The following is an 11,943-nucleotide window of genomic DNA, read 5'->3' on the forward strand; positions in this document are numbered from 1 at the left end:
TCCGGCTCGGGCGTGTGCCGGGTCGGTGATGGGTACTGAGGTGCACCGGTCCGCTTGCGACCGACAGGGCGCCGCCCGGACCGAGTCGGGGTGTCAGAGATCCAGGACGAGGCGTCCGCCGAGCGCCCGGGAGACGCAGATCAGCATCGTGTCGTTCGCGGCGCGCTCGTCCTCGGTGAGCAGTGAGTCGCGGTGGTCGACCTCGCCCTCCAGGACGGAGGTCTCGCACGAGCCGCAGATGCCTTCCTCGCACGAGGACAGGACAGGAACGCCCGCCTGCTCCACGGCCTTGAGGACCGACAGGCCGGGCGGCACGGTCACTGTGGTCCCGGACGCCCGCAGTTCCACCTCGATCGACTGCTCGGCCGTGTCGTCGGCGGGCTGTCGGACGGCCGCCGCGGCGAACCGCTCGATGTTCAGCGCACCGGTCGGCCAGTCGGCGCAGTGCGCTTCGACCGCGTCGATGAGCCCTGCGGGGCCGCAGCAGTACACCAGGGTGGACGGGTCGGGATCGCCGAGGAAGCCGGCGAGGTCGAGCAGTCCGTGCTCGTCCTGCGGCCGCACTGCCACGCGCGCGCCGTGGCCCTCCAGTTCGGGCAGGAACGCCATGGAGGAGCGTGTGCGGCCACCGTAGAGCAGGGACCACTCGGCCCCGGCGGCGTCGGCCTCGGCGATCATCGGGAGCAAGGGGGTGATGCCGATACCGCCGCCGACGAACAGGTATCGGGCGGCGGGCCGCAGCGGGAAGTTGTTGCGCGGGCCGCGCACCCGAAGTTCGCCGCCCTCCTCGACGTGGTCGTGGATCCACTGCGATCCGCCGCGCCCGCCGGGCTCCCGGAGCACCGCGACACGCCAATGAGCCGTGTCTCCCACCGGGCCGCACAGCGAGTACTGCCGGGTGGCGCCCGTGGGCAGGACGACGTCGATGTGCGCGCCCGGCTGCCAGACCGGCAGCGGTTCGCCCGAACTCGCCGCGAGCTCCAGCGACACGACGTCGTCCGCCACCGCCTGCCGGGCCAGCACCGTGACGGTGCCTTCGAACTCGGTGCCGCGCCGGGTCCCGGACGGCGTTCCGGCCGCGGCGGAACCGAGAGGGTGCGTGTCCGGGGCGGTGGCTGATGGGCTCGTCACGTTCGTCATCTCCTCGGTACGGTCGGCAGGGCGGGCCGCGCGGTGTCGGTGGCGGCACGATCGACGCTAGCCACCGCAGGATGCCCAGGTCATCGCTCGAATGACCGGACCGGGGCGGCGTATGGTCGTGGCCCGGACTACGTCATCCGTCGCGCGGGCCGGGCAGGTCGTCGTCCCCGCCTGCCTGCGGGGCCTGGTCGAGGTGGATCCGCACCTGGCGGTCGTCCTCGCTCCAGAGGGCTTCCACGACGGCGTGCAGCCGTGCGACGTCGGTGCGCCACATCACCACGCCGTAACGGTCGTCGCGTGTGAGTGCGTCCTCGGGGACGGCCTCGGCCAACAGACTCCGGGGGTCGTACGTTCCGGCGGTTCCGTGCGCCCTGTCGGTTTCGTCCGTGAACTGCACGTACAGGGACGTGTCGAGGAAGGGAACCCAGACGTGAGTGGCCTCACGGGCACCCGTCGCGTTGTGCGCCGTCATGCCAGGACATCCGTCGTCTGCGGGTAGAGCCGCACGTACGCCTCTCCCATGGTTACGTGTGCGAGGCCGAGGTTGGGTCCGGCGTTGCGCTTCAGCTGAACGCCGCGCCGCTTGGCGAGGTCGGTGTAGTAGTCCCACATGTGCTGCTGTGCGGCCAGGCACTCCATGGCCTTGCGCTTCTTGTCGAAGACGGGGGTGATGTCCAGCAGGACGTCCGGCTTGAAGCCGCACTGCTCCGGCTGGTGCGGCTCGAAGAAGAACACCGAGGGAGCACCGAGCGGTTCACCGGGCGCGTCGTAACCGACCGCCTGGGCGAGCACGCGTGCCTGGAGCGCCATGCGGGCGGCGGCCGGATGGTCGCCGTTGTAGGGGTCCGTGAGGGTGTGGGTGAGGACGACCGCGGGATCCACCTCCCGGTACACGTGCACGACGCGGTTCACCAATTCCTGGGTCTCCAGCAGCGGGTAGTCCCCGGCGTCCAGGAACTCGATCTCCGCACCCAGCGCGGCCGCGGCGTTCGTGGCCTCGGTGCGGCGGAGCGCCTTGATCTCGTCCAGGCGCAGGCCGTCCCGCCAGGCACGGGCGGACTCGCCGCGCTCGCCGAAGCTCAGGCACAGCACCTTCACGCGCTGACCGCGTTCGGCGGCCAAGGCGATGGCGCCGCCGGCCCGCCAGACGAAGTCGCCCGCGTGCGCGCTGATCACCAGCAACGCGCCTTCGGACGTGGTGGAGGTGTCGTGGCTCATCAGGACTCCTTGGGTCGAGTGGGATGGGTGGGTGAGCAGAGGGAAAGGCACGTGGGCCCCGGATCTGGGCCGGAGACGGCTGGGATCGCTGTCGGCGTGCCGGGGCGGAGAACTCGGAGGTCGGCCGAACTCCCATGCCTTCGCATCGCCGAGGCGGGGGTGTCCACGGTCCACGAAGCCGGACCACGGCGGACCCGCGGCACCCCCAGTGCCTTCCGCCTACCGGGAACGAGGCCCTTCCGTCCATCGGATCGAGGCCGGGGGTTACGCCTCGTGCGGACCGACGCTGCCGCTGGAACGCTGCCTGGAACACCGCGCGGACCGCCGTACGGGCCGCGCGGCGGCGTGATGGTCGGCCATGGCTGCTCGCACCCGACCGTCACACCCTGTCGCCCGCGTCGGACTCCTGGACGGTCTTCTTGGCCCAGGCGACTTCGAGCTTGCCGGTGGGGGTTCGGGGCAGGACGTCCGTCAGGACCACGGAGCGCGGCACCTTGTAGCCGGCGAGGCTCTGCCGGGCCCAGTCGCGCAGCTCCTCCCCGGTGACGGTCGTGTCCGCCCGGACCGCCACGACGGCTGCGACCCGCTCGCCCCAGGTCTCGTCAGGGACGCCGACGACGACACAGTCGGTCACACCGGGGTGGGAGAGCAGGGCGTTCTCCACTTCCTGCGGGTGCACCTTCTCGCCACCCGTGTTGATCACGCCCGAGCCGCGTCCGAGGAACCGGATCGCGCCGTCGGCCTCAAGACGGGCGAGGTCACCGGGGATGGCGTACCGGACTCCGTCGATGGTGCGGAACGTCGTCGCGCTCTTCTCGGTGTCCTTGTAGTAACCGAGCGGCATGGGCCCGCAATAGGCGAGCCTCCCGATGTCGTCACTGCCGGGTTCGACGAACCGGTCGTTGTCGCCGATCACCCTCGTCGCGGGCACGGGGAAGAATCGGGCGGGCAGGTCTCTGAGGGAGGAGGTGATCGCGAAGGCGAAAGGCCCCCCTTCGCTCGACGCGATGGCATCGATGACCGTGATCTCGGCTCGCTCGTGCAGTCGCCGCTTGAGTACGTCGCTGAGAGCCGTGCCGGAGCTGAGGACCCTGCGCACAGAGCGCAGAGCGTGCGGCGTCCCCGCCTGCTCCGCCCGCACGAGCTCGTCGACGAGCGGTCGGCACACGGCATTGCCCGCGACGATGACCGTCGCGACCCGCTGCTCGGCGACCGTGCGCCAGACGTGCTCCGGGTCGAGCCCGCCCTGCCGCGCGGTGACCGCCCTGCCACCCACCATCAAAGCGCCCATGGTGTTGAACAGTCCGGTGGCGTGCATCAGCGGCACAACGGGCATCGTGGTCGGCGCGCTGCCTTCGCGGTGCGCCTCGACCGCGATGGCCACGGCCTCGTCGAGCGTCGTCGGCAGCTCGGTGACACCGAGCGGCTGGAAGATCGGGACCACCAGGGAGTGCAGCAGATCGCTCTGTCGCCACACCACACCCTTCGGCTTGCCGGTGGTCCCGCCGGTGTACATGAAGAGCCGGTCGGATCCGGGGCGTGGCCGCGGCTCACGCGGTTCATGCGCCGCCAGCAGTTCTTCCAGCTCGGGTGCGACAGGCCCGGCCGGGCCGTCGGCAGGCTCGGCGCCGTCCCTCACGAGCAGCTTCAGCGTGCTCACATGGTCGGCGGCATGCGTGACCCGGGCGGCCAGGGCGCCGCTGAAGACGACCACTGCCGCGTCGGCGTCGGTCAGGAGTTCGGAGAGCTCCTCGTCGGTGTAGCGGTAGTTGGCGTTCACCGGTACAGCACCGAGCTTGAAGGCGGCGAAGACCGTCTCCAGGTAGGTGGCGCCGTTGTACAGGTAGCAGGCCACGGTGTCGCCCTCGCCGACCCCGGCCTCTTCCATCGCGGTGGCCAGCCGTGACGCCCGCTCGTCGAACTCACGGTAGGTGATCTCGCGCCCGGGCTCCGTGATGGCGACGGCATGGGGCAGCGCATGGCACACCGCCTCCCAGATCGTGCCGATGGACACGTCCACGTCTCGGACCTCCTCGTCCTCGATGGCTCGCGCGGACCACATGATCGAGCAGGCCGCTCGTGCGGCCCCGCGGACCCTTTCGGGGGAGTGAAACGGTCCGCGGGGCGCCCTTCCAACTTAGGCAGCCGCCCTCAGCAGGGGGAACGCGAGCATTGACTGAACCTGATCGGCGCTTCGTCCCGCCGATGAACAGGTCGAATGACGTAGGACCGCCCGGAATCCGCCGGGCTACGATGCTGTGACCGGCCCTGAGTCGGCAGCGTCCCCAGGCCGACCGACGCCTGCCGTGGAGGCATCCGGTTCCACGCCGCGTCCGCCTGGCACAGCGGCCTTTCCGGGCAGTTCACCGTTGGTCGACCATGAGGAGATCGGTCATGTCCGCGTCGCCGCTCGTGGGGTGGGACGACATCGCCGCCGCCGCGCCGGACGGCCTCGCCGTTCTGGACTGCGTGGGCCGCTTCGTACGGCTGAACCCGGCGGCCGCCGCGCTGCTCGAGGCGGACTCGGAGGGTGAACTGATCGGTGGGCCGTCCCCGTTCACGCCGGCGGAGGGGGGCGGCGCCTGCCGGGCCGGGCTGCTGGAAGCTCGATCGGACGAGCAGGTGGCCCACTGGGAGCCCGCATCCGGACCCCGTCGCGAGTTCGCCTACCGGACCCGCGGTCTGCCGACCGACCCGAAGTTCACGGTGGTGTCGTTCCGCGACGTCACCGACGAATGGCATCGGCAGCGCAGGATCGCGGCGATCGCCCGGACGTCGATAGCGCTGGCTTCGGAAGGCTCGCTCGGCTCGACACTGGACGCCGTGGCCCAGCAGATCGTCCAGGCGGACGGCCTGGCCGGCGTGCAGATCCTCACCCTCGACAGCACCGGCCGAGAACTGAGGCTGATGGGTTCCGCGGGGCTGCGGCACTGGGACGGGTTCCTCGACCGTCTCCTGGAGTGTCGTGACCGGGGTGCCCGGCTGCGCATGCTGGACACCCTGAGGGAGCGCAAGCCGATCGTCGTGCCGCACCGATGGGCACAGATCCTCGCGGACCCCGCCTGGGAACCGCTGCACGCGTACCTCGGGGAGCTGAACTGGGACTCCTTCGTCAGTGTGCCGCTGATGGCGCGCGGCCGTCCCGAAGGGGTGCTGAACGCCTACTTCGCCCCCGGCCAGGAGATCGGCAGCCGGACACTGGAGTTCCTCGCCGCCATGGCGGAACAGGCCGCCCTCGCCGTCGACCACGCCACGCTGCTCCAGACGGAGCGTGAGGGTGCCCGCCGCAACGAGCGTCAGCGCCTCGCCCGCGACCTGCACGACTCGATCGTTCAGCAGGTGTTCTCCATCGGCATGCAGGCCAACGCCGTGGGCGTGCTGGGTGCGCGGGGCGAAGCGGTTTCCGCGGTGGCGGTCCGGAACTTCGCGGACGAAGTCGGGTCCCTGTCGCGGACCGTCCTCGCCGATCTCCGGGCCATGGTGCACGAACTCCGTCCGTCCGCCTCCCTCCGGCTCGGGCTGGAGGAAGCGGTGACCACGCTCGTCAAGAGCACCGAGAACCGGACGGGTCTCAGTATCCGGCTGGAGTGCGGGCAGGAGGCGGACGCGGTCGAACCCGAACTGGCCGAGGACATGTACCGGATCGTCGCCGAGGCCATCCACAACGTGGTCAAGCATGCGGAGGCCACCGCCGTCACCATCCGCCTCGGCATACGCGACCACACACTGACCGCCGTGATCCGCGATGACGGCTGCGGATTCGCGGACTCCGGCGGACGACGGGACGCGCCGGACAGCGAAGGGGGCCGAAGCACCGGTCCCCACCGGCACCACGGCTATGGACTGACGACCATGCGCGAAAGGGCGGAGCGATGGGGCGGCACCATGAGGATCAGATCCGGCGGGAGGAGCGGCACGACCGTACGGGTCGTCGTACCCCTTCCGGTACGAGTGCCCCAGGCGCCGCCCGCGGACTCGGAGCGGAACGCTCCGTCGGCAGTCCCGCTCACGGAGGCGGAGCACTCCGCCCGGTCCGGGTCCTGATCGTCGACGACCACGCCGTGGTACGCCGCGGAATCCGCGCCTACCTCGAGGTCCTGGACGACATGGAGGTGGCTGCGGAGGCCGCGGACGGCCAGGAGGCGCTCACCAGGCTGGACGCGATGGCCGCGCACCGGGAACTGCCGGACGTGGTGCTGATCGACCTGCTCATGCCCAGGATGGACGGGGCCACGGCGATCGGAGCGATCAAGCAGCGTCACCCCGGTGTCCGGGTCGTGGTGCTCACCAGCTTCGGCGAGATGGAACGCGTCCACGCGGCGCTCGCCCAGGGAGCCGCCGGCTACCTGCTCAAGGACGCCGAAGCGGGTGAGGTGGTGGCCGCGATCCGCGCGGCCGCCCGGGGCGAGGTCTTCCTCGACCCCGCGGTGGCCAGGGGACTCACCCAGGAGATCGTTTCGCCTCCGACCGGGCTCGCCTCGCTCACCGGCCGGGAACGCGACGTGCTCGTCCTGGTCGCCGAGGGGCGGTCGAACCAGCAGATCGCCGACGAGCTGGTGATCAGCGAGCGCACCGCCCGCACCCACGTGAGCAACGTCCTGCGCAAACTCCGGCTCACCTCCCGGACCCAGGCCGCGCTGCTCGCGGTACGGCAAGGGCTGGTGCCCCCGAGGGGCTGACCGCTCCGCCGACCGCGACGGATGTCCCGGACCGGACGGGACAGAGGTCGGCCACAGGTGCCGTCATCAGCGGGATCCTCGCGGGCCCCGGCGTTCCTACGCTCGGAAGGACGCCGTATCGACCAGCGCAGGAGGACATCATGCTCGACGGCAAAGCCGCCATTGTCACAGGTGCGGGCCGAGGCCTGGGACGTGCCTACGCCCGTGCCTTGGCGGCGGCGGGTGCCTCCGTCGTCGTGAACGACCTGGACGCCGACGTGGCCGAGGAGACGGTCGACCTGATCACGGACGCGGGCGGAGCAGCTGTCGCGCATGTCGGGGCGGTCGGCGGTTCCGAGTTTGCCGACGGGCTGGTGCGGCGCGCGGTCGACGAGTTCGGCCGGCTCGATGTGATGGTCACCAACGCCGGTGCGCTGCGTGACAGGACCCTGCGCAACACCACCGACGACGACTTCGACGTCGTCGTCAACAGCCATCTGCGCGGTACGTTCACCTGCGGCCGCGCGGCGGCGGCCCACTTCCGGGAACAGGGCGAGGGTGGTCGGCTCATCCTGGTGGGATCGCCGGCGGGGCAGCGCGCCAGCTTCGGCCAGACCGCGTACTCGGCCTCCAAGGGCGCGATCGTCGCGATGACACGCACCTGGGCGCTCGAACTCGCGAAGATCGATGTCACCGTCAACGCCATCGTGCCCACCGCGCTGACCCGCATGGTGGCGACCATGCCCCGGGTCGGTGACCTCGTGGCGAAGGTCGACGCGGGGGAGCCCGTTCCCGACGCCGTCCGGCGGCAGGGGCTGGGATCGCCGGACGACGTGGCACCGGTCATCGTGTATCTGGCGTCGAAGGAGTCGGCCCACATCACCGGACAGGCCATCGCGGCGGGGGGCGACCGGATCGCTCTGTGGACGCACCCCGGTGAGGTCGAGGAGCGGTTCCGGCAGGACGGCTGGACCGCCGGATCGGTCGCGGAACTCTTTTCCGGCACCTATGCGAACCGGCTTCAGGACTTCAGGCCCACGCCCCTCGATCTGGCGGCCTTCGAGGAGGCGTGACGCGCACGCGGCCCCTCGACGGCCCTCAGGTCCGTGCAGGGGGCAGTGGCTCCTCAGGCCTGCGGCACCGCGGCGACGCGGGCGAAATCCGCGCTGATGTCTCCCGCCGTCTGCAACAGCGGTGGCAGATGCTCCTCGACAAGTCGCTCGACCGATGTCTCGGCCGCGTGACAGTTGACATTGAGGGCCGCGATGACCTGGCCGGAGCCGTCACGCAGCGGGGCCGCGACCGACCGGATACCGGGCGCCAACTGCTGGTCCGTCAGCGCCCATCCCCGTGCTCGCACCTCGCGCAGGGCCGCGTCACGTTCGCCGAGGTCGGGCTGCCAGCACGGCGTCAGCCCCGAGCGGGAAGGCTCGGCGAGCACCTGCTTCAGCTCATCGGCCCGCAAGGCTGCCAGCAGTACCTTTCCCAGAGAGGTCTGCAGAGCCGGAAACCGTGTTCCGATCTGCACCGACAGGGTCACGAGCTTGGGGACAGCCACCCGGGCCACATAGATGATGTCCGATCCGTCCAGCTGAGCCACGGAGCACGACTCGCCGGTTCGCTCCACCAGGCGCTCCATATGGGGCCGCGCGATGTCCCACAGACCCATGGAGCGTACGTAGGCGACCCCGAGTTCGAGCACCCTGGGGGTCAGCGCGAACCCCGCCTCACACGAGCGGACATAGCCCAGTTCCTCCAGGGTCAGCAGAATCCTGCGGGCGGTCGGCCTGGCGAGCCCGGTGGCGCCGGCGACCTGAGCCAGTGACATCTGCGGCTGCCCGGGCGGAAACGCGGCAATGACCTCGAGCCCTCTGGCCAATGCCTCGATGAAATCCGGTCCTGTTCCCTGGCGTGGCACGCGACTCCTCGGCTGCGGTCGAGCTATGGCTTCCCACAGTCAGCCTAACGCGTGTCCGTGCTGCGGACATGAGTTCAGACGGGCTGAGATCATGACTTCCCAGCGCAGGGGTTGACACCGGAAGTGTCCGAAGTGACGCTGACCCAAACTGTCCGCCAGGCGGATGATTGTCCGACAGGCGTCATGGCCCCTTCCCTTCTCGCGCTTCCCGGTCATCGACGTCCTGCACGCCGAGAGGCGGGGAACGGCGCAGGCACGGAACGGCGGGGCACACCCGATCCTCTGGAGAGTCACATGTCCGAAAGAGTCCACACCACACCGGCGGAGACCTGGGCGGCACCTGTCCGTACCGGACTGCTCATCGACGGCAGAACCGTCGAGACCGAAGACTGGACGGACGTTCACAACCCTGCGGCCCCTGATCAGATCGTCGGTCATGCCGCAGCGGCCACCGTTGAACAGGCCCGGGCGGCGGTAGCCGCCGCGGACGCGGCGTTCCCGAGCTGGGCAGCGATGCCCGCCCGCCGGCGAGCGGAGATCATCGGCCAGGCGCTCACCCTCCTCGACGGCAGTGAGGCCGAGCGGGCGGCCCTGATGACCAGGGAGAACGGCAAGGTCTCCTTCGAGAGCCAGGTGGAGATGGGGGTTTTCGTCGCACGCACCCGGGCGGCGATCGACCTGGCCGACTCCCTCGACCAGGTACGACGCCTCGACGGCCCGCCGCTGACCTCGCACATCCATCGGCTCCCCATGGGCGTGGTCACCGTCATCGTGCCGTTCAACTGGCCGATCGCCATCCTCGGGGCGAGCCTGCCGTACGCGCTGCTCGCCGGGAACACGGCCGTGGTCAAGCCCCCGCCCACCGTGCCGCTGGCCATGGTGCGCACGCTGGAGCTGTTCGCCGCGGGGCTCCCGGCGGGGGTGCTGAACGTCGTGACGGGCAGCAACGACGCGGTCGCCCCCCTGCTCACCGACCCTCGTGTCCGAAAGATCGTCTTCACCGGCAGCACGGCCGCCGGCAAACACATCATGGCGGCCGCCGCACAGAACCTCGCCTCGGTGACGCTCGAACTCGGCGGCAACGACCCCGCGATCGTCCTCGACGACGCCGTACTCGACCAGGAGCACATCGGACGGCTCGTCCAGGGCGCTTTCCTGACCAGCGGCCAGGTCTGCATGGCGGTCAAACGGGTGTACGTCCATCGCTCCCGCTACGAAGAGCTCGTCGACGCGCTGACCTCCGCCCTCGACACCCATCGCGTGGGCGCGGGAACCGATCCCGCCTCGACCATGGGCCCGCTCAACAGCGCCGCCCAGCGCGACAAGGTCACCGCCATGCTGGCCGAGGCCGCCGACGCCGGAGCCGAGGTGCGCGAACGGGGCACCCTGGCCCCCGGCGCCGCCACCTCCGCGGGCCACTTCCTGCGCCCCGCACTCGTCCTCGACCCCCGCTTGCGGATCGTCACCGAGGAGCAGTTCGGCCCCGCCCTGCCGATCCTGCCTTTCGACGACGTCGATTCCGTGGTGGACCGGGTCAACAACGACTGGTCGGGACTGTGCTCCTCGGTCTGGAGCGGCGATCCCGCCCACGCGGGCAGGATCGCGGAAAGGCTGCGTACCGGCACCACCTGGATCAACCACGCCAACGCCGTCGCGTGCGACGACCGGGCTCCCTTCGGCGGCTTCCGCCAGAGTGGCATCGGACGGGAGATGGGCTCGGAGGGCCTGCTCTCCTTCACCGAAGCGCACACCATCACGACGCACGGATAGAAACGGCGAGTGCTGCTGTACTCCGCCGGCCTTGAGCGGGCGGGGTACAACCGCACTCCGGCCGTACGTCAGAGCAACGGACCCCGCCCGCTTCGAGCGGACGGGGTCCAGCCGTACTCCGGCCGTACGTCACACCAACGACACGGACACCGCGTTGTAAGGGGTGTTCTCGTCCCGGTCCGGGGTGGTGAAGCGGGAGTTGGGCAGGTAGAGACGACCCTTGTACGCGGCGGCCGTGGTGGGCAGGTCGAAGCGGTCGTCCCTGATCACCCCGATCGCGGTGCCCCGCGATCCCGACCGGTTGAGCCGGATCACGTCCACCTGGTTGGAGTTCGGCTGGACGACGTAGAGCGTGCGGCCGACGAGCACCAGCCCGTCGCCGCTGGGCAGCACCGTGTCGCCCAGGTCCACCTTGCGGGCCACGCCGGTGCGGGGGTTGACGCGCATCAGTGATCCGCCGTCCGCGGCCGCGTTGGTGACGAGCAGGGCGCTGCCGTCGGGCGTGAGCGAGATGCCGTTGGACGTGAAACCGGACTGCACCCAGTCACCGCTCAGCGTGAGGCTCTCCGGGGCGCTGATGCGGCCCTGCCTGCCCAGGGGCAGCTTGAACAGCCGCGCGCTGAACGACTCGGTGAACCAGGCGGCGTCGCGGGTGAGCAGGACGTCGTTGACGAAACTGTTCTCTCCGGCGACCACGTGGTTGGCGAGCAGCGCACCACTGCGGGCGTCGACGACCCGCAGTTCACCACTGCTGCCACCCGCCAGGAACAGCCGCCCCCAGGAGTCGACCTTCAGGCCGACCGTCATGCGCCCCAGGCCGCGGTGGACGACCTTGCCCTTGCCGTTCGCGAGGTTCACCCGGTACACGCCGCCGGTGGCGATCGACCCGAAGTAGGCGTACGGCCCGGAGCCGATCGCGACTCCCTCCGGCCCCCAGCCGTTGGGCAGCGAGAACTCCCCGGGCCAGGATCCGGCGGTGCCCGGGGCGGCCTGTGCCGTACCACCGATCAGGGCCGTCGCTCCCAGGGCGATGCCCGCGCCGAGAAGCTGCCTGCGTGCGAGAGAACTTGTCATCGATCGTCCTTCCACGGAAAACAAGACGGGCCGTGCCGGTCCGGCTGGGCTCCTGGATCAATTCTTGAGAGTTCAAATACCCGTGCACAGCGACGAATGTCCTGACTCTCCTCGGTCCATCGGACGGAAAGCCGCCGGGCCGGTGGGAGCACGACAGCGAAGGCG

Annotated in this window: 10 protein-coding genes; 4 read left to right on the forward strand and 6 right to left on the reverse strand. The window is 70.4% G+C overall.

Annotated features, from left to right (window positions below):
• Positions 1–93: 93 nt before the first annotated feature.
• The 4 genes from OG858_RS41345 to OG858_RS41360 form a co-directional block, all read right to left on the reverse strand.
• Positions 94–1,131: a PDR/VanB family oxidoreductase gene (locus tag OG858_RS41345; RefSeq protein ID WP_328543917.1), complete on the reverse strand. Its 1,038-nt coding sequence runs from the start codon at positions 1,129–1,131 to the stop codon at positions 94–96.
• A gap of 142 nt (positions 1,132–1,273) precedes the next feature.
• Entirely contained in the window at positions 1,274–1,612 is a 339-nt protein-coding gene (locus OG858_RS41350; protein ID WP_086747664.1) for a hypothetical protein, read from the reverse strand.
• Positions 1,609–2,358, reverse strand: a complete 750-nt coding sequence (locus tag OG858_RS41355) for a PIG-L deacetylase family protein (RefSeq protein ID WP_328543916.1) — start codon at positions 2,356–2,358, stop codon at positions 1,609–1,611. The genes OG858_RS41350 and OG858_RS41355 overlap by 4 nt, the downstream gene beginning before the upstream one ends.
• A 379-nt stretch (positions 2,359–2,737) precedes the next feature.
• Positions 2,738–4,378 carry an AMP-binding protein gene (locus OG858_RS41360; protein WP_327747875.1) on the reverse strand — a complete coding sequence of 547 codons (1,641 nt, stop codon included), beginning with the start codon at positions 4,376–4,378 and terminating at the stop codon, positions 2,738–2,740.
• A 374-nt stretch (positions 4,379–4,752) separates the two neighbouring features.
• Here OG858_RS41360 and OG858_RS41365 point away from each other — a divergent pair, with 374 nt between their 5' ends.
• The 3 genes from OG858_RS41365 (at position 4,753) to OG858_RS41375 (ending at position 8,089) form a co-directional block, all read left to right on the forward strand.
• Entirely contained in the window at positions 4,753–6,402 is a 1,650-nt protein-coding gene (locus OG858_RS41365; RefSeq protein ID WP_328543915.1) for a sensor histidine kinase, read from the forward strand.
• A gap of 17 nt (positions 6,403–6,419) precedes the next feature.
• Complete coding sequence (locus OG858_RS41370; protein WP_328543914.1) at positions 6,420–7,037, forward strand: response regulator transcription factor; 618 nt, start codon at positions 6,420–6,422, stop codon at positions 7,035–7,037.
• Between the two features lie 140 nt (positions 7,038–7,177).
• Complete coding sequence (locus OG858_RS41375; RefSeq protein ID WP_328543913.1) at positions 7,178–8,089, forward strand: SDR family NAD(P)-dependent oxidoreductase; 912 nt, start codon at positions 7,178–7,180, stop codon at positions 8,087–8,089.
• Positions 8,090–8,142: 53 nt separating this feature from the next.
• Here the strand turns inward: OG858_RS41375 and OG858_RS41380 are convergent, their stop codons facing one another.
• Positions 8,143–8,895: an IclR family transcriptional regulator domain-containing protein gene (locus OG858_RS41380; RefSeq protein ID WP_327745505.1), complete on the reverse strand. Its 753-nt coding sequence runs from the start codon at positions 8,893–8,895 to the stop codon at positions 8,143–8,145.
• Positions 8,896–9,228: 333 nt separating this feature from the next.
• Between OG858_RS41380 and OG858_RS41385 the strand changes: the two genes are divergently transcribed.
• Positions 9,229–10,704: an aldehyde dehydrogenase family protein gene (locus OG858_RS41385; protein ID WP_327725670.1), complete on the forward strand. Its 1,476-nt coding sequence runs from the start codon at positions 9,229–9,231 to the stop codon at positions 10,702–10,704.
• A 129-nt stretch (positions 10,705–10,833) separates the two neighbouring features.
• Here OG858_RS41385 and OG858_RS41390 read toward each other — a convergent pair whose 3' ends face one another.
• The gene (locus OG858_RS41390; protein WP_327725671.1) at positions 10,834–11,778 is read right to left on the reverse strand and encodes an NHL repeat-containing protein; all 945 of its coding nucleotides are present in this window, start codon (positions 11,776–11,778) and stop codon (positions 10,834–10,836) included.
• Between the last annotated feature and the right edge of the window lie 165 nt (positions 11,779–11,943).

This window comes from Streptomyces europaeiscabiei (assembly GCF_036346855.1).
GTDB lineage: Bacteria > Actinomycetota > Actinomycetes > Streptomycetales > Streptomycetaceae > Streptomyces > Streptomyces europaeiscabiei.